Below are 23,709 nucleotides of genomic sequence, written 5' to 3'. Positions count from 1 at the left end.
TTCTCCCTTGCTCCCCCTTGGAGGAATGCTCGTGGCCACCGCGCGGCTCGCCCCCGGCGTCGTCCTCGTCACCGTCCCCCGACGGGGCCTCGCCGTCCGCACGCCCGACGGGAGGTTCCTGCGGGTGAACACGGGCGCGGCGGGCGAGGAGGAACTCCTCGCCCATCTCGCCGACGGTGGTCCCGGCAACCCCCGACTCCTGTCCCTCGCACGGGCCTTCGAGGAGGCCGGCTACACCACCCGCACACCGGCACCCGCCCCGCTCGACGGACGCACCGTGGTCGTGCTCGGCGATCCCGAGCTCACAGGGCCGCTCACCCGGTGCGTCCGTGACGCGGGAGCCACCGTGCGCAGCGACTTCCGCGTCGAGGACCCCCACCGCACCGCCGTCGTCTGGTGCCTGAACCGGCCCGCCGCCGAGGGCATCTGGGAAGAGGCCGACGAGCTGCCCCGACGCGGTACGGCCTGGCTCCGCTGCCACCGCGAGGGCGCCCACGCCTGGCTCGAGCCGCTTGCCTGCGCGCCCGGTGACGTCACCTCCGCGCACGTACGGCTCCGCCGGCTCGCCGCGACCCCCGCGTACCGCGAACTCTCCGCCTACTGGGCCGGCCACGCCACCCCCGACGAGGCCCCCGGCCACTCGCAGGCGTCAGCCGCGCTCACCGCGGCACTGCTCACCGGGGACCTCATCGCCTGGGCGGGCGGAGCGTCCCTACCCGTGCGGCGCCGGCTGCGCCGCATCGACCTGCGCGACCTCACCGTCACCGAACACCCCGTCCTGCCGGTACCGCGCGTCGCCCCGCTGGACCCCCGCCGATGACCACCACCGTCCGCATCGACGGCCTGGCGACCGACGTCTGCCTCCCCCCGGCGCCGGGCCCCCACCCCGCCGTGGTCATCCGCACCCCCTACGACCGCCGCCATCACCGTGCCGAGCTCCACGGCTGGGCCGCCCGGAACTTCGCCGCCCTCGCCCAGGACGTACGCGGCCGACACGCATCGGAGGGCGACTGGCACCCGTACGGCGCTCACGAACCCGAGGACGGCGAGACGACCCTCCACTGGATCCGCGCCCAGCGCTGGAGCAACGGCCACGTGGTCGCCGCAGGCGCCTCGTACGCCGCGCACTGCGCCCTCGTCACGCCCGGAACCGACGCGGTGATCGCCGCCGTTCCCGCCCTCGGACCCGCCGAGACGGCCCGCGAAACCACCGGCCCCGAACGCCTCCAGGCCCGCGCCGGCTGGTGGGCCCGGCACGGCGCCCGCCGAACCCGCACCCCGAGGGCGCTGGAACACCTCCCGGTCAGCGAGATCCTGGACCTCCCGGCGTGGCCCGCCCTGTGGCACGCACCCCGCCGCGCCCTGCCCGGGGCCCGCGTGCCCCTGCTCTCCGTCGGAGGCAGCCGCGACCCGTTCGCCGAGGACACCCTCCGGCTCTGGCGGCACTGGCCCGGCCCCGCCCGGCTGCTGCTCGGCCCCTGGGGCCACCGGCTCACCGCGGAGCCGGCACCCGAGGCACGCCCCGGCCACCGGCTCAACCTCGGTGAGCTCTACGCCGGCTGGGCCCGCGCCGCACTCGCCGGCACCCTCGCGGGCCGGACCGGCGCGGTCGCGCTCGGCGGCAGCGATCACTGGTGCCGCCCCCGACCGGGCCACCCCGCCCCGTTCGCCTTCGGCAGCCCTCTGCGCCTCCTGAACGGCGCCGACTTCGTCGCCGACCCCCACCACCCGGTCCGCTCCGACGACCTGAACGTCCCCGACCGGGGCACCCCGGACCGTTGCCTGCTGCTCTCACCACCCCTGCCGCGCCCCCTCGACATCCTCGGCCCCGCCGAAGCCCGACTGGACGCCGTCGCCGACGCGCCCTGTGCCGACTGGGCCGTACGCCTCGTCGCGCTCGACCCCGCCGGCCGGGCCGAACCGCTCGCCACCGGCATCGTGCGCCGCACGGAACCCGGGCCCTTCACCGTTCCGCTCGGACACCTGGCCCGCCGCCTGCGTGCCGGGACCCGGCTCCGCCTCGAAGTCGCGGGCCACCACTTCCCGGCGCACGCCCGCAACCCGCACACCGGCGAGGACCCGGTGGCGGCCACCCGCCTGCTGCCCTCCCACCGCACCGTACGCACGCGCGGCAGTGCCCTCTTCCTCCCCGTCGTCCGGGGCGTCCACCCCATCGATCCTGCCCAGGAGATCCAGACGTGACCATCGAATCCCTCGTGGACCCCGTCTGCGGGCTGATACGCGGCGTCGAGCCCGTACCGCACCCCACCGGAGCCCCGCCCCGCTACACCGCGATGACCGCCGACGTCTCCGACGCCCGCCGGTTCGGCGCGTGGCCCGCCGACCGGGTCTCGCTCGGCACCACCTTCGGCGACCCGGCCGGCGCACGGATCGCCGCCATCGCCGAGGCCGTCGAACGGTACTGCGGCAACCGTGTGCCCCCGCAGGGCCACCCCGACGCGCCGCGCCGCGCCACCGCCGCCGAACTCACCGCCGAGGGAAAACGCCTCTACGGTCCGAGTGACGTCCCGGCCCACGCCCCCTGGCAGTACGCACGCGAGGACTTCCCCTACCGCCCCCTCACCCCCGACACCCCCGCCCTGTGGGCCCGCGGCACCGAGGACGGCGAGGAGTGCTGGGCCCCCGTCGCCCTCACCCACCTCAACTGGCGCCAGGGCGAGCACCGCTCGCTCCCGCGCACCCACCACCTCAACTACGCGGGCATCGCCACCGGGCAGGGCCTGGACGACGCCGTCGAACGAGCACTCCTCGAGATCGTCGAACGCGACGCCCTCGAACTGTGGTGGCACCTCGACGGCCCGACCCGCGGCATCGACCCCGCCAGCGTGCCCGGCCTGCTCGACGACCTCGCCGGCACCACCCTCGACGTGTGGATCGTCGAGATGCCCTCCGAGTTCGCCCCGTGCATGGCCGCACTCGTCCACGATCCCGCCCGCGGCATCCACGCCGCCGGCTTCGCCTGCCGCTACGACCCCGCCGAAGCCGCCCGCAAGGCGGTCCTCGAAGCGGTCCACACCTGGGTGTTCACCCAAGGCACCACCGACGCCGACGGCTGGGTCTTCCAAGCCGTCGACGCGGGCATGCTGGCCCGCGGCCTCTACCTCGACCACCGCCCCGACCGGCACTACCTGGACGCCTGCGGCGAGGACTTCGCAGCGGTACGCGACTTGGGAGCCCACGTCCAGGTGTGGCTCGACCCGCGCATGGCCCCCTACGCCCGCCGCTTCACCGACCCCGCGCTCGGCACCGTCCCCCTCACCGACATCGAACCCACCACGCGATCCGCCCTCAACTCCCGCCTCGTCCGGCACCGCGTGATCACCTTCGACCTGACCACCGAGGACATCCTCGAAACACCCCTCCGCGTCGCCCGCGTCCTCGTGTCCGGCCTCATCCCGAACCAGCCCGCGGCCTTCGCCTACCTCGGCTGCCCGCGCTTCGCGCAACAGGCGCTGTCACGACAGTGGCGCACCAGCGCGCCCACCACCGCCGCCGACTTCACCCTCGCGCCACCGCCCCACATGTGATGACGTCCCTCCACACCGCCCTCGCCCACGCCCGCTCCCCACAGCCGCCCGGCCCCGACATCCCGGCAGGCCACCAGGTCACCCCGTGGCCCGGGGAGCCTCACCCGGTCCCGTCGCACCTGGACCGGCTCCTGCGCCTGTCCCTCGGGGGCAACCGCCTGCGGCCCGCGGCCTCCGCCGGCGCCCTGCACCCGGTCAACACCCACCTCCTCCTGGGCCCCGACAACACGGTCCCGCCCGGCCGGTACGCATACGACCCCGTACGGCACCGCCTGCTCGCGCGCGGCACCGCATCCGCCGACGCGCCGCCGGGCGCGGTCGCCGTCCTCACCGTCACCGCGCGACGCACGGTGTCCCACTACGGCCATCGAGCATGGCCGCTGCTGCTCCTGGACACAGGGCACGCGACCGCCGCGCTCGCGCTCGCAGGTGCGCCGCAGTGGTGCCCGGACGCGGACATCACCCTCCTCGCCGCAGCGGCGGGCCTCCCGCCCGACTGGCACGGAGCCGAGCCGGAACACCCGCTCGCGGCTGTACGACTCACACCCGGACCGGCCGACGCCCTCGACCGGTGGGCGGCCTACGCGCCCGGCGCCCCGCCCCTCCCGACATCCCGCACCCCGCCGCCCGTCCTCCGACGGACGTGGCGCATCCTCAGCTCCCTGCCCGGCACGACGACCTGGCGTCCCACGGCGGCTCCCGCACTGCCCGACACCGCCCTGACGTCCCGCCGCAGTGCGCGGCCGCCCTTCCCGGGCGTGCCCGAGCGGACCCTGCTGGAACAGGTCCGGGCAACCGCCCGCCGCACGGCCCCGGTCCCATGGCGCCTGCTGACCGCCCGCCACCCCGGCACCGCGGCTGCGCCCGCAGGCGGGGCCGCCCCCGCGGACCTGGCCGCCCGGGCCGCGGGCCAGTCACTGCTCGGGCAGGTCGGTGCCTTGCTCGTCGCGCATGGCTGCCCCGACGATGCGCCGCCCGCCCAGGTGCGCCGGGACCACGTGCTCGCGGGTCACGGTGTCGGCCTCGCCCAAGCGGTCGCCACCCACCTCGGTCTGGCCTCGCGCCCCATCGGCTCCTGGCAGCACGGCCCCTGCGGCCCGCCCCACATCGTCCACGCCCTCGCGCTGGGCGTCCGCACCCAGCCCCCAGAAGGGACCGACCGGCCATGATGGTCCACCCGGAACTGCTGCGCGCCGCACGGATCGCGCGACGCCCCCTCCTCGGGGCCACCGCTCTGCTCGGCGCCGTGGCCGTCACCCACCTCGCCCAGGCGGTGCTCATCGCCCTGGCCCTGGCCCGCATCGCGCGCGGGGAGGTCTCCGGCCTGCCCGCCCTGCTGGCCGCGGTCCTCACCGCCGTCGCCGTCCGCGCCGTACTGGGTCACCGTCAGCGCGTCCTCGCCGTCCGCGCCGGGGCACGCGTACGGATCGGCCTGCGCGACGAGCTCCTCGAACGCCTCGCCGCCCTCGGGCCCCTGGGCGGCACGGACAACCGCGCAGGAGCCGTACGCGCCACACTGGTCGACGGTGTGGAGGGCGTCGACGCGTACGTCTCCCGCTACCTCCCACAGCTCCTGGTCACCTGCGTGCTGCCGCTCCCGCTCCTCGCCGCCGTCGCGGCGGTCGAACCGTACGCACTGCTCGCCCTCACTCCGGCGCTCCTCCTGGCCCTCTTCGCCCCGCGCTGGTGGGACGGGCTGCTCGCCCGCCGCGGCCAAGAACACTGGGGCTCGTACGAGGCGCTGTCCGCGGACTACCTCGAGGCGCTCCAGGGCATGCCGGCGCTCCGCGCCGCCGGCGCGGTCACCCGCACCCGAGCGCGCCTGGAGGAGCGTTCGGCGGCCTTGCACCGTGCCACCGTCGCCAAGCTGCGGGTCTCACTCGTCGACACCGGCATCACGGACCTGGCCGTCCAGGGCGGCACGGTCGCCGCCGCGCTCGTCGCATGCGCCTCCGCCGCATCCGGCCGGACCGCCGCCACCGGCACCTACCTCGTCCTCATGCTGGCCTCCGAGTGCTTCCGCCCGGTCCGGGACCTGTCACGCGCATGGCACGCGGGCCACCTCGGCCTCTCGGCCGCCGACGGCATCACCAAGCTCCGCACCGCGCAACCCGCCGTCCGCGACGACGGCACCGAGCCGGCTCCGCACCAACCGCCCGAGATCCGCTTCGACGACGTGCACTTCACCTACCCGGGCGCCGCACGCCCCGCACTGCGCGGGATCACGTTCACCGCCGACTCAGGCCGCACCACAGCCGTCGTCGGTCCTTCCGGCGCCGGCAAGTCGACGCTCCTCGCGCTCCTCCTGCGCCGGTGGGACCCGGACGGCGGGAACATCACCCTCGACGGCACGGACCACACCGCCCTCACTCTCGCCTCCCTCCGGCGCGGCATCGCGGTCGTCTCCCAGGAGACCTACCTCTTCCACGCCTCCGTCGCCGACAACCTCCGCCTGGCCCGCCCCGACGCGACCGACGAGGAGCTGTACGCGGCCGCCGGCGCCGCCGGCGTGCACGACGAGATCACGCGGCTGCCCGACGGCTACGACACACAGGTCGGCGAGCGCGGCGCGACGCTCTCCGGCGGGCAGCGCCAACGCCTGGCGCTCGCCCGGGCCTTGCTCGCAGGCGCGCCGGTCCTGGTTCTGGACGAGGCCACGAGTGCGGTGGACGAGCGCCGTGAGTCGCGCATCGGCCGCGAGCTGCTCCGTGCGGCGCGCGGCCGCACCTGCCTGGTCGTCGCCCACCGCCTCGCGTCCGTACGGGACGCCGACCGGATCGTCGTCCTGGACGGCGGCCGCATCGACGGGGTCGGGACGCACACGAGCCTCCTGGCACAGGACGGTCTGTATGCGCGGCTGGTGGCCGCGGGACGCGTTCAGGAGGCGGCGTGACCACCACGGCGACCGGGACCGGACGCGGTGCCCTGCGGGCCCTGCTGCCGGTGCTGGCGGCGCACAAGGCCATGACGGCACGGACTTTCGGTGCGGCGCTCCTCGATCAGGCGGCGCTCGTCGCGCTGGTGACGCTTGCCGCCCACACCGTCGGCACCGCGGTCATGGAGCACTCCGTCCCGGCACCGGGCACCGTCACCACCCTCATCGCACTGGTCCTGCTGCGGTCGCTCGCCACCTGGCGGGAGATGGATCTGTCGCACGACCTGGCGTACCGGGTGCTGGCCGAGCTGCGGGTACGGGTCTTCGACGGGCTGGCCCGCAGCGCGCCCGCGCGGATAGCCGGCCGACGCAGCGGCGACCTCGCGGCGGCGGCACTGGCCGATGTGGAGGCGCTGGAGTTCTTCTACGCGCACGCCGTCGCCCAGATCCTCGCCTCCGGCGCCGTCTTCGCGGCCGGCACGGCGGTGCTGGCCGTGGTCGACATCCGGCTGCTGGCCCCGATCGTCCCCGCTGCCGGGTTGCTGGTCCTCGCGCCGCTGCTGGACGGCCGGGCGCGGGCGGGGCGCGGTGCCCGCACGCGCCGGGCAGCCGCCGAGCTGTCCGCAGAGGCGGTCGAGACCGTCGACGGGCTACGCGAACTCCTCGCCTTCGGCGCGCTGGAGCGGCGGCGCGCCGGTCTGCGCAAGCAGGGCGAGCGGCTGGGGGAGGCACAGAGCTCCGAGCACGCGTGGGAGGCGGGCGCGGCAGCGGTGCGCGACCTGCTCGTGGTGGCGGCAGTCGTCGGGGTGGTCGGTACGGCCGCGCACTCGCTCAGCGGGGCATGGGCACCGGCGGCCATGGCACTGGCGCTCGGCGTGCTCGCCCCGGTCGCCGACTCCGCCACCGCGCTCGGCCAGGCGGCCGGGCTGCGCGCGGCGGCCTCCCGCGTCGGCGCGGCGATCCGCGCCCGGGCGGGGGCGCCCGCGCCCGCCTCGCCCCGCCCGGCACCGACCGGCCCCCTGGGCATCCGGATGCGGGGGGTTCGCTTCGACTACGGCGGGGCGCCCGTGCTCGACGGCCTCGACCTGACCGTCCACGCCGGCGAGACCCTCGCACTGGTGGGGGCGTCCGGCACCGGCAAGTCCACCTGCGCGCATCTGCTGGCACGCTTCTGGGATCCGACGCAGGGTTCCGTCGAGCTGGTCGGGGCCGGTGGCTCGCCCGTCGACATACGGCAGCTCGCGGAGGAGGAACTGCGCCGTACCGTCTCGGTCGTCGGCCAGGACACGCCGCTCTTCCACGGCACGCTCGCCGACAACCTCCGCCTGGCCCGCCCGGACGCGACCGCGGACGAGCTGCACGCGGCGGCCCGCGTCTGCGGCGTCGACCGGATCGCGGCGGCCTTGCCCGACGGCTACGACACACAGGTCGGCGAGCGCGGCACGACGCTCTCCGGCGGGCAGCGCTCCCGCGTCGCCCTGGCGCGGGCGCTGCTGACGAACCCGCGGGTCCTCGTCCTGGACGAAACGACGGCCCACCTGGACACGGCGGGGGACGCGGAGCTGTCCGCGGCGCTCGCGGCCGCGTCCCGGGGGCGCACGACGGTGGTGATCGCTCACCGGCCGACGACCGTGCAGCGAGCGGACCGGATAGCGGTCCTGGAGAACGGCCGGATCGCGGAGACCGGCACGTGGGACGAACTCTCCCGTGCGGACGGGGCGTTTTCCCGAGTGCTCACCCGATGAGCGGGGGAAGGCCACCCGACGGCTGACGGGTCCGCGAAGCGGTGCGCGGCGTCCCGGCCGCCCGCCGGGGCCCGGTTCGCGGACGGCGCCCTCTACGCGAAGACGGTCCGCGTAGGATCACCACCCGAGGGGCGGTGGCATGGGCATGAGGAAGCACCGGTGGTACGCGGCGACCGCGGCGGCACTGCTGCTGACCGGTTGCGGTGGCGGCGCGGAGAGCGACAGCGGAACCGGTCAGGCGGTGGCGCTCACGAAGGAACAGGTCCGGGAGACGCTGCCGGACGGCGAGGCCATGACGGGCTGGAAGGAGTCCGCCCGGCCCACGGCCGTCGAGATGGACGAGCTCTACCGTTCGCAGGCCTGCCCCATCAAGGGCAACGCGGGCTGCGAGAACTCCCGCTTCCACGGCGCCTCGACCTTCCGGCACGACGACAACGCCGCCACCGTCACCTTTCTGATCATCGCCTACGACAGCGAACGGGCCGCCCGGGAGGCGTACGACGTGCTCTGGGACGGCTACTACGGCAAGAGGGTGGGGCAGAGGGCGAAGCCGTTCGGGCTCGGTCCGATCGGTGAGCAGCGCGACGCCCGGTTCGGTTCCTCCGGCTTCCACGGCGAACCCGGCGCCGTGACCCAGACCCGGGTCGGCACGACGCTGCTGTGGACGCTGGCGGATTCCACGGACAAGGACAAGGACGTCATCGACGAGGACAGTGTCCGGGACCTGGCCACGGTGCTCGCCGAGCGGGCCCGGCAGGCCCAGAACGGGGACGCACCTTCCGCCGTGCTCGGCGGCTGACCGGGCGACCACGCCGGGACCCGGCCCCCTGCTGGGGAGCAGAGGAGTTACGTCCACCGGCGCGGGCCTTGGTTGTCGCCCGCCACCCTGCGCACCGTCTTCGTACCGCTGCTGGACGGCAGGGATCACGACCTCCTCCTCTCCCCGGATGAAGTGACGGTGGAGCAGCAACAGGAGCTTGCCGCGCGGTACACCGGGGGACCGTCCTGGGAGAGTGACCAGGCGCGACGCTACGGCCTCGACTTCGCCCGTCACCTGGACCAGGCAAGGAACGCGATCCGCTGATGCAGTCCTCGAGACCCCCGCACACCGGCGACGGGCAGAAGACCGGCCACTCCCGTCACCCGGTGGACGACCGCCCGCACCGCCCCGACGACGACCGCCGCCTGCTCCGCGTGATCCTCGCCGTTCCGGTGGTGCTGTTGACCCTGGCGGCGGCGTTCTTCCTCTGGCCGGCGATCAACACCCGTCCGGACGGCGACTGGGACCAGGCCGCGTACGGCGGGATCGAGCTGGCCTGCGCCCTGGCCGTCGTTCTGGCAGGCGCGGTGGGAGCGCTGTGGCTGGCGCCCTCGGTGCGGAGGGTGATGCGGTGGCCGTGGGCGGTACCGGCTGTGGTGCTGGGGGTGGCGGCGGTGGTGCGGTGGGTGTCCAGCGGGGCGTGAGCGCCCGGCCGGTTCAGGCGCTGCGGCCATGACACCGGCCCGCTCCACCTCGACAACCAGGTACCTCGAAGACGGAACACCCTCGCGTCCGCGGAGAGGCTCGAGGCGCTCGGCGCATCTCGCCGGCGTCGGCGGCTTACCTCCGCTCTACTGAAGAGCACGGCGCTTCTGCGGTCGATGGCCGTGAGGACTGGTGTTTTTCTTGCGGGCGACGTTGTAGCCGATGAGACCGGTGAGGGCTGCCAGGGCGACCAGGGTCAGGAGCAGGAAGAGAAGGTTCTGTGTGCTCACACCGCAGCCCGCACCGCCGTTCCCGACCCCTGTCCCTGCGTTGGGGTGTGATGGTCCTGGGCTTCCAGGCAGGGTACGGATGACAGCTCAGGTTGTTGAACGGGAGCTTCAGGGTGTGGCCTGTGCTCGGTTCATTCGTCGCGCACGATGTCGAGTGCGACGCGCAGGGCACTCCGCTGGCACCCCGTGAACGGGAGGTCCTCCGCCTCATCGCGGGCGGACTGTCCAACAGCGAGATCGCTGCGGCGCTCGTCATCAGCCACGAGACCGTCAAGACCTCGTGTCCCGCATCCTCACCAAGTTCGACCTGTGCGACCGCGTCCAGGCCGTCGTCTACGCCTACCGGCACGACCTGGTGACCTGAAGGGTGCTGCAGAACGGTCCGGAAGATCGCACAGCGCTTCACACACGAGATCAACAAGCATCACCAGTTGCCAGGAACCCGAGCGGAGCAAAGAAGAGGAGCGCTCGACAGGCAGGATCGTGGTGGGAAACCAGCGCTGATCTCGTTCTGCAACAGGCTTCAGTCCGTGCCCGAGCAGGAGGTCGGCGGCACCTGGCTCTCGTGCTTCCGCGGCTGAAGCGGCCGGACGTGCGCTGTCGGAGGCCGTGCGGACGAGGGGCGGTCGCCTCAGCCCTCGGGTGGGCATGCCCAGGAGGGCCCGGAGCGCGCCCGTGCCGCTGCACCGCATCCCCTCCGGGCGACAGATTTGTACGGTCGGCGGGCTGCAGAACGAGGCCCGCACCGCAGCACCGTCGCCGTTCTGCCGTGGCAGGTGCGGGACCGGTTCGACGGAGGGCCTGGGAGGCTCCGGCCGGAGCCCCGCCCTTCAGATGGTCTGCCGTGCGGTGCGGCCGACGGCCGGGTGATCGGGGCCGTCACGACTCGGCGTGCGCCGGACGGCGCTCGCGACCGCCGGGATGCCGGTGCCGCCAGATCCAGAAGACCGTGCACGACAGCAGGGCCCATCCGCCCAGCACCAGGAACGGGAACGCGTGCTGGTGCCCCTGGAAGTACACCGCCGTGTGCTGTGCGTTGACCGAGGCACCGGGCGGCAGCCACTTGCCGATCTCGCCCAGCGGGGACGGCAGCAGCGGCCAGGACACCGCGCCGCCGGACGAGGGGTTGCCCAGCAGGATCATCAGCCCCCACGTCGGCAGCATCGCCCAGCGTCCGAACAGGGTGTTGAACATGGTGAAAACCATGCCGCTGGCGAACAGGGTGAGCGCCAGGATCAGCCACGACTCCACGAACGGCAGGTCGAGCGCGCCGAGCAGCCAGTCCACGGTCGCGGCGATGGCGAATCCGCCGAGCAGCGCGTAGGCGAGGGTGAACAGGATGCGTTCGAAGGGCGTCAGGGAGGGTGCGTGCACGCTGAGCTGGATCGCCCCGACGAAGCCGATGATGACGGCGGCCAGCGAGATGTAGAAGATCGCCAGTCCGCGCGGGTCGCCCTCCTGCAGCGGATTGAGGTCCCGGACGGTGACCTCGACGCCGGTTTTCTCCCCCACGGCCGGCGCCGTGTCGGCCAGCACCTCCGCGACCGAGGCCCCGGAGGCACCCGACAGGTCAAGGACCGCGGTCCTCCCGTCGTCGTGGATGTTGAAGATCGCAAAGACCTCCTGGTCGTCCATGGCCTGACGGGCCCCGGCGGCACTGTCGTACACGTGCACCTTCACGGAGGCGTTCAGTGCCTCCTCCAGGCCGTCCAGGAAGGCCTGCCCGCGGGCTTGTTCGTACGAGCCGACCACGGCCGTGGGGATCGAGTGCGGCGTCGGATCGGCCATGGAGTAGGTGTACGAACCGGCGAAGAGACCGGCCGCGGCCGCCAGGATGAGTACCAGCACGACGGCTGGCCACAACGGCGACTGCCGGAATTCGGACCACCGCTGTCCGAGCGTCGGCGGCTGGGCGTGGGCACCATGGGACGTGTCTGCCATGACCAGGAAATTTACACAAACAAGGTGAAAGGGCATCAAAAGCGCCGTCACTCGTGGGAGCGCCCAGGAAGAGTGTGCGCCGCCCTCGCAGGCGTTCTGGTGCGGTGGGAAGGGGAAGTCGGGCACCGTCGCACGGTGGACCTGGACGGCTGGACGGCTGGACGCTGCGGGACGGGGAGGGCCGCACCCACACCTTCGACCACTACCGTCCGGACGGCCGGGCCGCCGTCCGCGTCCACACCGGCGTCGGCCGCGACACTCGCACCGCCCTGTTCCAGGACCGCCACCCCTACGTGTGGAACAAGCGCTCCGACACCGCCACCCTGCGCAACGACGCGGCCGCTTCATCGGCGACTACTCCTGGGGCCGCCACCGCGGCAACCGCCGCTGACGCCAGGCACCGAACGGGACGGTGCCGACGGCCAGGGCCCGGCCGCCCGCACACCCGACCTCACCACGGCGCGTCGCCCCCTTTTGAAGCGGTGCTGCTCGGCGTGGGCAGTGCACCGCCCGGCGCATCATCGGACGTATCGTCGGTCACCGTGCGTCCGGCCGCCGCAACCAGCGCCACAGCCGTCAAACCCCGCCTCCGTCATCACTGATGACGCCCCATGACCTGCTGCATCCCCCTCGTCGACTGCCGTACGGGAGGCAGGCTGTCCGCTGATGCAACGGTGCCCAGGGAGCACCTTCGGCTTCACTCGCACGGGTTGGTGGTCCCCACCGAGCACCGGTGAGATCATGAGCACCTGGTCACTACAGTGCTGTAGAAGGAGGGCGGTCCATGTTCGGCAATCTGAAGAACCTCAAGGACAAGTTCGAAGAGGTCGTCGAAGAGCACGGCGACAAGATCTCCGACGGTTTGGAGAAAGCCGGCGAATTCATCGACGGCAAGACCGGTGGCAAGCACACCGGCAAGATCGACACCGCCGTCGACAAGGCTCAGGACTACATCGAGAAGCTGGGTGAGAAGAAGGACTGACGGCTCTGCGACCCACCCCCGGCACGGAGCAGGCCTAACGGGTGTTGCAGAAGGCCGTGTGCAGGGTATCTCCGGTGTATAGCTGGGTTGTTGGGGCCGAGCGGGTGCGGGTGGAGACGTTCACGGACCTGCGGGTGGATCGGTTCGGCCGGCTGCTGAGGGCGGTGCGGGAACACGGTGGTGAGGGCTGTGGCCGGGGCCGTCCGTGACGGTTGCCGCTGGCCGATCGGATGCTGCCGGTGGCCGCGTACTACCGCACGAACCTCACCCCGCGGCACCTCGCCCCGCTGTTCGGCGTCTCACCTGCGACCGTGTGCAGGGGGATCCAAAGGCTCGGTCCGCTGCTCGCGCTGGAGCCGGCCGGCCTCCCAGAAGCAGTCGAACGGCTGTGGATCGTGAACGGCACCCTCATCCCCGTCCGCGACCGCAAGGGCGGCGCCTCCTCCCGTCTTCGCCAGCAGGTTGACCCTGGCGACGACCCGGTCGCGTAGCTCATGGCACTCGCTGACGGCACCGAGTTTGTCGAACTCGTCGAGCACTGCGTCCGGGTTCGCGAGGACCGCGACCCTCATTTCGAAGCGGCGGAAGAAGTTGCGGTACCGCGCGATGCCGCCCTTGCCCTTGCCCTTGCCCTTGCCCTTGCCCGCGCCCTTGGCGATGGCCGCGCCCTGCTTGTCGAAGCCCCACTGAAGGCTCAGGGTGCACGCGAGATGGGGGACGAGGAAGTGGTCACTGGGACCTTCTACGAGAAGCACAGAATCGGCGACTCGGGGTCGATCGCGGCCCGTTGCTGCGCGCGCGGCAGCCCGCTCCTGACCCTTGTCCAGGCCGCCCTTCCTGCGGAGGTTGGCCATGTGCTGCCCTACCGGCACCATTGCCTCGCCCTCGCCCCCACCGCGTCCTGCCGGGACACGAGGTGTCCGGTGGTCCGCCGCTAGGCCCGGAACATGGCGAGTTTCCTCTCCCATGCTGCCTCGCCCGGTTCCCAGACCATGGCGGCCTCGGGCGCGTCGAGGAGCTTCTTGCGCCGCTCCTCGAGCTCGCCGGTTCGAAGTGCCTTCCGCTGTCGGTGCACCCACCGCCCGAGGGGGGAAGCCCTTGGTGACGCCGACCTCGGTCTCGGTGTCGTAGGGGACGGCGTACAGGTCGGTGATCCCGTTCTCCCTCCGCCAGCGCAGCAGGGCCTGGTAGCCCTCCAGCCACACCAGCGATTCCGGCCGGTACACCCGCGTGCGCAGGAACGCCGCGATCGTGGCCGCGTCGCGCGGGGGTGGAGAAGCGCAGCAGGGCCGACTCGGCAACGGCACCGTCGTCGTGCTCCCGGTTCTCGCCGTCCTCGTCACCGGCCCCGATGATCCGCCCGTCCTCGTCACGCTGGAGGTGGATCTTGCGCTGCCCGCTGGTGCGGGCGCGGGAAGCGAGCTGCTCGACCGGGCGCTCGTCGTGTGAGATCAGGACTTTCATCAAGGGGTGACGGCAGGGTGTGGTGTGTTTTTGTGGAGGGCGGGCTGGATGTGGGGGCGGTGAACGGCGTGGGCGGTCTTCGTGCTCTGGGCCAGAAGGCGTTGTCGGGCCGGCCAGGGACCCAGGGGGAAGCCGTCGTACAGGGCACGGTACGGCGTTGCCGGACTGCCGTGCGCGGCGCAGTGGGCGCGGGCATGGGCCGGCGCGGTTTCGGCGTACGGGGGGGGACGGGCCGGGCGAGGGCGCTTTCGGCGGTGGACCCAGAAGGAGTACCGGGTCGAGACGGAACAGGCCCTGCGACGGTTGGCCCGTGGTCACACGGAGTGCCCGAAGTACTTCGCTCACTGGACCTGGACGACCTCGGCAGGGGCGGGGCCCAGAACGACAAGAGCCGTATGACAGGAGACTGTCACGTACGGTTCCGTGGGAGCCCGGAGGTGAGATTCCCCCGGGCGATCCGACTGCTGTGCGCGCCCAGCAGGCGGCGGCGGTCGGTCATCGCCCGATCGGACGCCTCCGCAGTGGTGGCCGACGGTGGCCGGCCAGCGGCACTCGGGTGTCGGCCCTACGGTGGTGGCATGGCAGTGATCAACGGTTGGCGGCGGGAAGGGGGCGCCCCGGTCGGCACGCTGGACGTGCTGGGGCCGGTTGTGCTGTTCGTGCTGTCGGTCGCGGCCGCCTCCGTCATCCCGCAGGAGCACCGGATTTCGGTTCGCCCGCCTGCCGTGGTGCTGGCGGCGGTCTGCTGCTTCGCGTTGCTGTGGCGTCATCGTCACCCGTTCGGCGTCCTGGCCACTGCCCTCGCCTGCGGGGTGGTCTTCCAGGTGCTCGGGGTGCGGGAGAGTCCGCTGGTGACGAGTCCGGTCATCGTGTCCGTCTACACCGTGGCCGTCCGGACCGACCGGCGGACTACATGGATGGTGGCGTCGGCCTCGGCCGCCCTGCTGGTCGGGGCGGCCCTGGTGTTCGGCTCCGGCTCCGGCGCATGGTTCGTCCGGGACCACGTGGCGATGGTGGCCTGGACGGCCCTGCCCGCTGCCGTGGGGGACGGGGTGCGCTCACGCCGCGCGTATGTGGCGGCCGTGGAGGAACGGGCGGAGTACGCGGAGCGGACCCGTGAGCAGGAGGCGCGGCAGCGGGTGGCGGCCGAGCGGATCCGGATCGCGCGCGAGTTGCACGATGTGGTCGCGCACCACATCGCCTTGATCAACGCGCAGGCCGGTGTTGCCGTTCACCTGGTGGAGCGGCGGCCGGAGCAGTTGGTCACCGCCCTGGAGGGCATCCGGGACACCAGTCGGTCCGCGCTGGAGGAACTCCGGGTGACCGTGGGCCTCCTGCGGCAGTCCGGTGATCAGGAAGCGCCGCGGGATCCGATGCCGGGCCTGGCGCAGGTACCGGAGCTTCTGGCGTCCTTCGAGCGTGTCGGCCTGTCCGTCAAGCACGTGCGGCACGGCATGGCCGTGCCGCTGGCACCGGCGGTGGACCTGGCCGCGTACCGCATCGTGCAGGAGGCCCTGACGAACGTGCACAAGCACGCCGGGGTCGATCACGCCCGCCTCCACCTGCACTACCGGCCCCGATGGCTGACGATCACGGTCGAGGACGACGGGCGCGCCCGACCGCACAGGCCTCACCCCGGGACCGGCCACGGGCTGATCGGGATGCGCGAGCGTGCGGCCAGCGTCGGGGGAAAGCTGGAGGCCGCGGCGCGCTCCGACGGGGGCTTCACCGTGACCGCCGAACTGCCGCTGCGGCCGGGCGCGGCAATCGTGGCACCGATCGGGCGGGACGCCGAGGAGAGATGGGCATGACGATCCGCGTACTGCTCGCCGATGACCAGGCCCTGCTGCGGGGCACCTTCAGGATGCTGTTCGATTCCGCCGACGACATGGAGACCGTGGGCGAGGCGTCCAACGGCCGCGAGGCGGTGGAGCTGGCGAAGGCGCAGCGACCGGATGTGATCCTGATGGACATCCGCATGCCGGAGATGGACGGCCTCGTCGCCACGCGGCTGATCGGCGAGGCCGAGGACCTCTCGACGGTGAAGGTCTTGATCCTGACCACCTTCGAGGACGACGAGTACGTCGCGGAGGCCCTGCGGGCAGGTGCGAGCGGCTTTCTCGGCAAGGGCGCCCGGCCCGAGGAGCTGCTCGGTGCCGTCCGCACGGTCGCCGCAGGGGACGCGCTGCTGTCCCCCTCGGCGACCCGGGGGCTGATCAGGCGGTTCCTGGCGCAGCCGGAGCCGTGCACGGCAGCCGTGCACGAGCGGCTGGAATGCCTGACGCGACGGGAACGCGATGTCCTCGGGCTTGTCGCGCTGGGACTGTCGAACGAGGAGATCGCCGAACGTCTGTTCGTCAGCCCGCTGACGGCCAAGACCCACGTCAACCGGGCCATGACCAAGCTGGCCGTCCGCGACCGGGCCCAGCTGGTGGTCGTCGCCTATCAGTGCGGCGTGGTCAGCCCGACGGCGACGGCGACTGATCCCTCAGCGACCGGGTGAATGCCGGCGTGGCCGCGGAGCGCGTTTTGGCCCTGTCGTAGGCCGACCTGCCGGATACTGCGGCCGTGGTACCCGGGAATTGCTGCACGGGGACGACGCGCAAGGGGCCGTTCCTGGGCGATGGTGAGGTCATGAACGGAGCCGTGTACCGGTGCACCAGCCGTACATCGGCCCCGTTGACGGCGTGATTCTCACCCCTGCACGAAGGGATTCGCCATGTTCACTCCCTCCCAGGATTGCCGCACCATCGGTGACCTGCTCGAAGGACACGCACTCAACGTCCTGGAGCCCGGCGAGGCGAGCGCGGTCCGCGCCCACCTGGAGACCTGCCCTGACTGCCGGGACGAGCATCACTGCCTCGCGGTCGTGGCCGCACACCTGTCCTCTCTTCGCAAGGCCCTGGCGTACGAGCCCGGCCGGCAGCAGTCGTCGTACCTGCCCGGGCCGGCCAAGTGCCGCCATGGCTCGCGGCACCGATGCCGCCGGCACGGTGCGCCCCGAGGGGCCCCGGCCACCTCGCTCACGCTGTCCCAGTGGGTGAGTCGGCTTGCCTACGTCAGGTGAGCGACCGGGCAGCGTGCTGATCCGCCCGGGCGGCACACTGAAAGTGCGCGCCGAGCGCGCCGGTGATGGGGCTCACCGCGGCGGACGCCGCTGACGGTCCCTGGTTGTGTACACGACCAGGAGGAATCATGCGGGTGCCCGCGCCAGGCATCCCTCACCGAGCACTGCCGCCTCTCCGGGGCTGCTGCGACGAGCCGAGGCCGCCCTGTCTCACGGGCGGCCGAGGAGGCGCCGCCGGCGATCGTGGACGAGGCCACGACAGCCCCAGCCCGTCACCGGCCCCGGCCGGCCACATGCGGCCGGCCGGGGCCGGTGACCGGCGCGGTGACGCAGACCGGCGGGGAACAGATCTCCGTCCACCCTGCAGAGCCGGGCGGGCGGCGCCGGGTCCCGGGCGGATGCGCCGGCGAGCTCGCGCAGCACCCGCACAGCCCGCCGTGCAAGGCGGAGACGATTCGTCACACCTGAGGACCACTCCAGATGCCCGGCCCGGACTGCACCTGCGTGAGGCTGCTGCGGGCTCGGCGCAGCCACACCACCCCGGACCGCATCCGCGTCACCGCCTCCGGATGCTGCCCGCCCGCGGTCGCCCGCCGGGTGGGACGCCGCACCATCGGGCCGGTTCACCGCCCCGCACCGACACGGCAGGAAGACCGCTGCACGGCCGACGGGTGGGTATCCCATAGTGGACCGACACCATCGACCCACCAGAAACGGACGGCCGTGACGACCGCGTACAGCGAAACCCCCACCGAACGTGTCCCCGGGCGGGCCTGGACCGTCCGGATCACCGGACACAGCGACCGCTCCGCCACCGTCTCCTGCTCCACCCCCGCCTGCCGGATGCCGGCCCGCTCCAGGGACCTCGCGGCCCTGCGCGCGTTCGCCGCCCGGCACGCCGCCGCCCACGCCAGGGCCGCCACCGTCCGCCTCCACGCCTGGTGCCACTGCGGCTCCCAGGGCTGCGCCGCCCACCCCGACACCACGGCGCACTGCGCGGGCGCCGTGCTGCTCATCCTGCGCCACGACGCCACCGTCGGCCGCGTCTGGAGCGTCGAAGAGGTCTGCGAGACCTGCGCCCCGCTCCTGGCGCACGCCACCGTCCTGGCCCGTGCCGCCACCCCCCGGCGCCGCCCCGCCCCGCCCGCCCCCGCCCCGCCCGCCGCGCCGGTGCCGGCCGTCCGGCCGAGCATTCCGGGCGGCTTCTCCGCACCGGCCACCGGCCCCACCGAGGCCGAGAGCCGGACCGCGCCCGCCCGCCGCTCCCGCCGCGCCCCGCAGCGCACCCGCCGCCGGCGCTCCGGCCGGGCCCGCTGACCGTCCGGCGCGCACCCGCCGCCGCGCCGCGCCGGGGGAGCGGGGACCACGCGCGGATCCGCCGGGGTGCGCCCGGCCGGGCCGCAGCCCGACGCGAGGCGGGCCCGCCCGCCCGGCGGGGGCGACGGCACGGACCCCCCGGGTGGGGCCCGTGGTCTGCTCGGACGCCGAACGGCGTGGTCTTCGACCAGGGGACTCATGACCGGGGGCGGCGGGCCCGGCCCGGACACCGGCGGCGGCCACATCGGGCTGGTCGTGACGGACATCGCCCTGGGCGTCGTCGCCCATTTCTCGGGCGTCCGCCGGGCCTTGGTTGAGGCCCCATCCGGCCTATGTGGTCACAGCGCTAGCTTCCGCCAGGACCGTCGGTTGTTTCACCGGTACCAGGACAGCCCGCAGGCGGCCCGGCAGAAGTGAACCCGACCCCCGACTCACAGGGCGCCGACTCCGGGCCGTGAACGGGCCGACCGATGTCGGAGGGCCAACCGGGACGGAACCGCTGGACGAAGTCCGCGAAGTCGCTGCGCAGATACCGCGCATCGGACGGCTTCAGCCGGATCTGCCGGCGGTCGTCAGCCCACCAGAGCTCGAAATCGGTGACCGTGCCCTCCGCCGGCCAGTCCTTGGCCTCTTCTGGCAGCAACACGACGTCGACGAAGCCCCCCACGCTCAGGCCGATGTCCACGAAGATCCCGATCGCGCCGGGCCGGGGAACCTTGACCACCGTGCCCGCGAATACCTGCCCGAACCGCAAGTCCTCGCGGATCCGCTCCCACCGGGCATCTGCCGTCACACCCGGATCATCGCATCCTCGTCCGGGCCGCAACTTCGGCGGGCCGGGCGGTGGTGGCGCAGGCCGCATCGAGCCGGAAGCCACCGGTGACCTCGCCGCGCTCCTTGCCCACGCACGCTCGTGGCACAGCACTCACACGGACAGACCGGGCCGAACATGAAAAAGGCGGGATACACCCGCACTCAAGCGGACGGCGTAGCGGAACTTATCGCCACAGTGACCAGGTCACACAAAAACCCGGGTCAACGGCCCTGCCTCGGCAACCGTCCCGCATCATCCCGCCGCGCGGCGCCCTGCCGCACGGTGACGGCGAGTTCGGCCCATCACCCTCACCTGCCCCACCCATTGAGGCAGGCCCCAACGGCCGTACCACAACGCGGGGGAGGGGGAGCGGACTGGCGGGCGACGTTGGAACCACCCGGCGCGGCGCGGCATTCTCCAGCAGCAGCCCGTCGTGCCCGCCGCCGGACGGCCTCGGCGAGGAGCACGCAGGGTTCGGCGCAGGCGTCGAAGGAGTCGAGCGGCAACGCCGGCCGGCGCCGTTCTGCCCACCCGCGCCGTCGCGCTCCCTCGATCGGATGACGGCGGACCGGTTGTGCGCGGATGCGGTCGTCCGTGACGGCTTGCGCGGCACGGGATGTCCACACGGTGCCGAGCACGATGTGGGCTGCGCCACACTTCTGACGCCTCCCTGGACGAGATCTTCCGGCCCGCCCGCATCACCGCAGCTCACACCTCCCTCACTGAACGCGTGAGCCAACATAGTGAACACGTTCCGCTTACGGGAAAGATCGCAAAGTGACAATTCTCGGGGACCGCATGAGTTTCAGGGGCCGGAAAACGACAGGCTGAGGCATGAGAGCCCCACACAACCGGGCTCTCACACGGGCCAGTTGTGCCCGTGCACGACCCTGCCGGCCTCAACGGCGAGGACCGGCACTCACACCCCTGGAGGACCGCATGGGCAACGGCGACGTCAGCACTGACGTATCCCCCCAGGACAGCGGCCACAACCAGCCCGTCCAGACCCCGCTCGACCTGCCCCTCGACTTCGAGGCCTTCTACCTGGGACACCAGGAGTTCTTCCACGACTTCGCCGAGATCCACCTCGGCCACCGGCGCACCGCCGAACAGGTGGTCCACCAGGTGTTCCTGGAGATCCTCACCGGCTGGGACGAACTGCTGCAGCAGGGCGACCTCGAACAGCAGACCCTCGCCGTGCTGCACCGCGGAGTCACCCGCCGCCTCGAAGCGGACGGCCGCCCCCCGGCGTTCACCATCAACGGCCCCATAGCCCACAACCTCCAGGCGGTCCGCAGCCAGCTGGAGCTCAACAGCAGCGCCGGCGGCCTGTACGAGGCGATCCTGGAGCTGCCCACCCGCCAGTTCACCGTGATCGTCCTGCGTCACCTGCTCGGCTACCCCACCAAGCGGATCGCCCGCTACATGGGCCTGGACCCGCGCACCGTCGACTACCACGGCCGCAAGGGCAAGGAGCGCCTGCGTATCCGCCTGAACCTGCCCGCGCAGTCCGGCAAGCCCAAGAAGGAGGCAGGACAGTGACCGCCATCGACAACCTCCTGGCCGACGCCCGCATCCCCACCGCACCCCGCGACGGCTTCGACGTCGGCGCCGCCCTGCGCCGCCTCGCAGCCGACGCGGCCACCGCCCCCACCGCCGCACCGCACCCCGACACCGTCCGTGCCACCCAGGCCGGACAGCGCCTGTCGGTGGTGTGCCGCTGGATCCTCAACAAGCCCGACGCCGCCGACCACGTCGACCGCCTCGCCGCCGAACCCCAGACGCCCGCCGGCGACGAGCACCTCGACGTCGACGGCGCCCTCGTCTTCGCCTGCCTGCTCCACCTGACCGACCACCCCGAGAGCGCCCAGTTCTGGTGGCAACTGGCCGCCGGCGCCGGACACCGCGCGGCCGCCTACTGCCTGCACCTGCACCACCTCGCCCTCGGCGAAACCCGGGAGGCGCGGCACTGGCTGCACGAGGTCACCGACGACGTCCTCGACCCCGACGCCCCCGACAGCGCCTTCCTCGCCACCCTGGAGACCGTCGCCACCTACGTCCGCAAGACCGGCACCAGCCTGGCCAGCGCCCCCACCGCAAGCCTGGAGATGGAAGTCGACCGCCTGGCCACCGTCAAGCCCGGCTCGTGCATCATCGTCCAGCGCCCCGACCGACGCCTGGCCGACCGGCTCCACGACTTCACCCGCCGCTGACCCGAAAGCGACACGAAGGCCCGCTTCCGGGAGCTGCCTCACGTCCTGCGTGCCGCGCAGTGCCGCGCAGTGCCGCTCGATGTCGCTCAGTGTCGCTCGGTGGTGCACCCGCCCGGCGAGGAGCCCGACGGGCCCGTGCCCGTGGCCCCCCCTCCCCGAGAACGCGCAGAAGGAGCCCTGCTTTCCCAACGGGTTTCCTACACCTCTGAGTTGGGAGGGCTCCCTGCGCGGTGTTCCCGTCCGCCTGCCAACGAAAGGAACTCCGTATGGAGGAGAGCAACGCCAAACCCCAGCCCAAGCACCCGTTCCGCTGCGGCGGGCACCGCGCCAAGACCATCGGCCACCTGCGCGCGTGGATGAACCGGCAGGGACGGAGCCTTCCCGGCCAGTTCCTGCAGGGCGCGGCTTACAGGCTGGGCGGCGGTGCCGTAACCCTGATCATCCTGTGGTGGCAGACCCGCTACTGACACCGGCAGGCGGGCCCACCTCAGGGATGGACCCGCCTGCCGGTCCTGGGCAACCCGCCCTTTCCGGGAACTCCATGTCAGTGCCGTGCCGTAGGTTGCCGGGCATGACGCGTTCCTGGTGACGAGGGGGATGAGGGTGCGCAGGCCGGTTGAGGGTGAAGTCCACGTCCACTACGGCCAGATCTACGTCGAGAGCGATCCGGACAGCTTCGGCCCGGGTCTCGCGGAGTCGTTCGCCGGGCAGAGCGCCGGGCTGTGCGGGGCCGCGGTACCCGGCGCGCTGTGGCTGTCGACCGGGCTGCACACGGGCAGCGTCGGCTTCACCGTCGAGGTGCACGACCAGGCTCCGCCACTGGATCCGGTGTGGGAGGACGTAGTGGAGGTGTCCTTCCGTCCTCTCTCGGCCGGCAGCGCTCTCGTGCAATGGGCAGGGGAGGCCTCCTGGGACCTCGGTCTGGAAGAGAACGACTACCGGGTGCGCTACTGCGCCCGAGGCATGGACGAGGCGCGCCGCCAGGACACCCGGCCGGACGGCGAGCCTCGACTGGATTGTTATCTGCTGCAGTTCTGGCCCGCCTCGCCTGCCCCGGACCGCGTCCTGAGGCAGACCTCGGCGATCGCCGCGTACTGGCACGACTACGCCCGCCGGCAGCCGGCCCCACCCACACCGGCCGAACGCGCCGAAGCCGAACGCCAGGCTCGCCTCGCGCAGGAACGAGCCGAAGAAGAACGTCTGCTCGCCTACGAACGGTGGCGGTGGGGCGGACAGTCGCCGAGCCAGGCCCTGCGCGAGGTCGGTGGCAACGTACGCGGCCTGTTCGCCTTCGACCCAGCCCTCGTCCACGCCATCGGCGCCGCCACCCCCGAAGCCCAGCGGGCAACAGCGCTGCTGGCCGCGCGCCGCGCCTGTGAGGCGGCCGGGCTCACCGACCTCGACTGGATCGCCGCAGGACTCACCGCCCTGGCCGAGGGCCGTCCGCTGCCGCCGCCCCTCGACGACCCGGCCCGGGCGTGGCGGGCTCTGGAGTCCGACACGCGTGTCCCCGACAGGACCGTCGGCCGGGCCGTCCCGCCCGAGCGGCCTCCCTTCCAGCCACCCGCCCGCAGCGACGCGCACGCGCCGATGCCCAAGCCCTTGTCGGCCCCGCGGATCGTAGGTCCCGCGGCCGCTGTGGCGAAGCCGCCGAGCCCTTCCGCACCGCCGCCGCAGCCCGGGGAAGCGACGCCGTACACGGTGAGGGTCACGTTCGGTGAGCCGGACCCGGCCCTGCGGATGTCCCAGCCCCACATGGCCCTGCCCGCACTGCTCGGTGCCGCCGAGGCCGACCCGCTCCGGGCGGCCCTGGACGCGGTGTACGCGGCTGTGGCCGCCTACGGCGAGGATTACCGGACGCTCCTGCAAGAGGTCCGGTCCGTGTGCCGGGGGGTGTGAAGGGGCGCCGGCCGCGGCCCCGTGCCGCCGGTTCCACGACCTTGGGGCAATCGCCCCGCACGGGGCCGGTACGGGGCAGTCCCCGTCAG

At 73.0% G+C, this 23,709-nt stretch carries 21 protein-coding genes and 4 pseudogenes; 20 read left to right on the top strand and 5 right to left on the bottom strand.

Annotated features, from left to right (window positions below):
- Positions 1–31: 31 nt before the first annotated feature.
- The 9 genes from CP969_RS02795 to CP969_RS02755 all read left to right on the top strand — a co-directional run bounded on the left by CP969_RS02795 (position 32) and on the right by CP969_RS02755 (position 9,632).
- Positions 32–820 carry a hypothetical protein gene (locus CP969_RS02795; RefSeq protein ID WP_016828010.1) on the top strand — a complete coding sequence of 263 codons (789 nt, stop codon included), beginning with the start codon at positions 32–34 and terminating at the stop codon, positions 818–820.
- Positions 817–2,202 (top strand): CocE/NonD family hydrolase, encoded by a 1,386-nt coding sequence (locus CP969_RS02790; RefSeq protein ID WP_016828011.1) that lies wholly within the window; start codon positions 817–819, stop codon positions 2,200–2,202. Before CP969_RS02795 ends, CP969_RS02790 begins: the two co-directional genes overlap by 4 nt.
- Positions 2,199–3,548: a YcaO-like family protein gene (locus tag CP969_RS02785; protein WP_016828012.1), complete on the top strand. Its 1,350-nt coding sequence runs from the start codon at positions 2,199–2,201 to the stop codon at positions 3,546–3,548. The genes CP969_RS02790 and CP969_RS02785 overlap by 4 nt, the downstream gene beginning before the upstream one ends.
- Positions 3,548–4,717: a nitroreductase family protein gene (locus CP969_RS02780; protein WP_016828013.1), complete on the top strand. Its 1,170-nt coding sequence runs from the start codon at positions 3,548–3,550 to the stop codon at positions 4,715–4,717. Before CP969_RS02785 ends, CP969_RS02780 begins: the two co-directional genes overlap by 1 nt.
- Positions 4,714–6,441: an ABC transporter ATP-binding protein/permease gene (locus CP969_RS02775; protein WP_026085493.1), complete on the top strand. Its 1,728-nt coding sequence runs from the start codon at positions 4,714–4,716 to the stop codon at positions 6,439–6,441. Before CP969_RS02780 ends, CP969_RS02775 begins: the two co-directional genes overlap by 4 nt.
- Positions 6,442–6,512: 71 nt before the next feature.
- Positions 6,513–8,168 (top strand): ABC transporter ATP-binding protein, encoded by a 1,656-nt coding sequence (locus CP969_RS02770; protein ID WP_078495543.1) that lies wholly within the window; start codon positions 6,513–6,515, stop codon positions 8,166–8,168.
- Between the two features lie 145 nt (positions 8,169–8,313).
- The gene (locus CP969_RS02765; protein WP_223887034.1) at positions 8,314–8,967 is read left to right on the top strand and encodes a hypothetical protein; all 654 of its coding nucleotides are present in this window, start codon (positions 8,314–8,316) and stop codon (positions 8,965–8,967) included.
- A gap of 72 nt (positions 8,968–9,039) precedes the next feature.
- Positions 9,040–9,252, top strand: a complete 213-nt coding sequence (locus CP969_RS02760) for a hypothetical protein (protein WP_016828017.1) — start codon at positions 9,040–9,042, stop codon at positions 9,250–9,252.
- Entirely contained in the window at positions 9,252–9,632 is a 381-nt protein-coding gene (locus CP969_RS02755) for a hypothetical protein (RefSeq protein ID WP_016828018.1), read from the top strand. Before CP969_RS02760 ends, CP969_RS02755 begins: the two co-directional genes overlap by 1 nt.
- Positions 9,633–9,779: 147 nt before the next feature.
- Here CP969_RS02755 and CP969_RS33110 read toward each other — a convergent pair whose 3' ends face one another.
- Complete coding sequence (locus tag CP969_RS33110; protein ID WP_171817515.1) at positions 9,780–9,923, bottom strand: hypothetical protein; 144 nt, start codon at positions 9,921–9,923, stop codon at positions 9,780–9,782.
- Between the two features lie 173 nt (positions 9,924–10,096).
- On the opposite strand from CP969_RS33110, the pseudogene CP969_RS02750 reads away from it, so the two are divergent.
- Positions 10,097–10,287 (top strand): annotated as a pseudogene (locus CP969_RS02750) (response regulator transcription factor); the annotation flags it as partial.
- 515 nt (positions 10,288–10,802) lie between these two features.
- On the opposite strand, the gene CP969_RS02745 reads toward CP969_RS02750, so the two are convergent.
- The gene (locus CP969_RS02745) at positions 10,803–11,864 is read right to left on the bottom strand and encodes a membrane protein (RefSeq protein ID WP_026085494.1); all 1,062 of its coding nucleotides are present in this window, start codon (positions 11,862–11,864) and stop codon (positions 10,803–10,805) included.
- A gap of 784 nt (positions 11,865–12,648) precedes the next feature.
- Here CP969_RS02745 and CP969_RS02735 point away from each other — a divergent pair.
- Both CP969_RS02735 and CP969_RS02730 read left to right on the top strand, forming a co-directional pair.
- Positions 12,649–12,846 (top strand): antitoxin, encoded by a 198-nt coding sequence (locus CP969_RS02735; protein ID WP_004993103.1) that lies wholly within the window; start codon positions 12,649–12,651, stop codon positions 12,844–12,846.
- Positions 12,847–12,920: 74 nt separating this feature from the next.
- Positions 12,921–13,295 (top strand): annotated as a pseudogene (locus CP969_RS02730) (helix-turn-helix domain-containing protein); the annotation flags it as partial.
- Positions 13,296–13,409: 114 nt separating this feature from the next.
- Here the strand turns inward: CP969_RS02730 and CP969_RS34400 are convergent.
- Positions 13,410–13,601: pseudogene (locus CP969_RS34400) on the bottom strand (TOPRIM nucleotidyl transferase/hydrolase domain-containing protein); the annotation flags it as partial.
- An 11-nt stretch (positions 13,602–13,612) separates the two neighbouring features.
- Positions 13,613–14,301, bottom strand: a pseudogene (locus CP969_RS02725) (helicase associated domain-containing protein); the annotation flags it as partial.
- 587 nt (positions 14,302–14,888) lie between these two features.
- On the opposite strand from CP969_RS02725, the gene CP969_RS02720 reads away from it, so the two are divergent.
- The 4 genes from CP969_RS02720 (at position 14,889) to CP969_RS02705 (ending at position 18,694) form a co-directional block, all read left to right on the top strand.
- Positions 14,889–16,121, top strand: a complete 1,233-nt coding sequence (locus tag CP969_RS02720) for a sensor histidine kinase (protein ID WP_004993108.1) — start codon at positions 14,889–14,891, stop codon at positions 16,119–16,121.
- Entirely contained in the window at positions 16,118–16,813 is a 696-nt protein-coding gene (locus tag CP969_RS02715; RefSeq protein ID WP_039831800.1) for a response regulator transcription factor, read from the top strand. The genes CP969_RS02720 and CP969_RS02715 overlap by 4 nt, the downstream gene beginning before the upstream one ends.
- A gap of 216 nt (positions 16,814–17,029) precedes the next feature.
- A complete protein-coding gene (locus CP969_RS02710; protein WP_016828026.1) occupies positions 17,030–17,377 on the top strand; it encodes a zf-HC2 domain-containing protein in 348 nt (115 codons plus the stop codon).
- Between the two features lie 723 nt (positions 17,378–18,100).
- On the top strand, positions 18,101–18,694 hold the full coding sequence (locus CP969_RS02705; RefSeq protein WP_150474891.1) for a hypothetical protein: 594 nt from the start codon (positions 18,101–18,103) through the stop codon (positions 18,692–18,694).
- A 346-nt stretch (positions 18,695–19,040) separates the two neighbouring features.
- Here the strand turns inward: CP969_RS02705 and CP969_RS02700 are convergent, their stop codons facing one another.
- Positions 19,041–19,487, bottom strand: coding sequence for a hypothetical protein (locus tag CP969_RS02700; protein WP_016828028.1), 447 nt, complete (start codon positions 19,485–19,487; stop codon positions 19,041–19,043).
- 960 nt (positions 19,488–20,447) lie between these two features.
- On the opposite strand from CP969_RS02700, the gene CP969_RS02695 reads away from it, so the two are divergent.
- The 4 genes from CP969_RS02695 to CP969_RS02680 all read left to right on the top strand — a co-directional run bounded on the left by CP969_RS02695 (position 20,448) and on the right by CP969_RS02680 (position 23,620).
- A complete protein-coding gene (locus tag CP969_RS02695) occupies positions 20,448–21,050 on the top strand; it encodes a sigma-70 family RNA polymerase sigma factor (protein WP_004993119.1) in 603 nt (200 codons plus the stop codon).
- Complete coding sequence (locus CP969_RS02690) at positions 21,047–21,721, top strand: hypothetical protein (RefSeq protein WP_004993121.1); 675 nt, start codon at positions 21,047–21,049, stop codon at positions 21,719–21,721. The genes CP969_RS02695 and CP969_RS02690 overlap by 4 nt, the downstream gene beginning before the upstream one ends.
- A gap of 266 nt (positions 21,722–21,987) precedes the next feature.
- Positions 21,988–22,188, top strand: coding sequence for a hypothetical protein (locus CP969_RS02685; RefSeq protein ID WP_004993122.1), 201 nt, complete (start codon positions 21,988–21,990; stop codon positions 22,186–22,188).
- Between the two features lie 130 nt (positions 22,189–22,318).
- Positions 22,319–23,620: a hypothetical protein gene (locus CP969_RS02680; RefSeq protein WP_016828029.1), complete on the top strand. Its 1,302-nt coding sequence runs from the start codon at positions 22,319–22,321 to the stop codon at positions 23,618–23,620.
- The last annotated feature ends 89 nt before the right edge of the window (positions 23,621–23,709 follow it).

The sequence above is a fragment of the Streptomyces viridosporus T7A genome, assembly GCF_008704515.1.
GTDB classification, from domain to species: domain Bacteria; phylum Actinomycetota; class Actinomycetes; order Streptomycetales; family Streptomycetaceae; genus Streptomyces; species Streptomyces viridosporus.
Note: the sequence above shows the minus strand (reverse complement) of the source record. Positions and strands in the feature narration are given on the sequence as shown.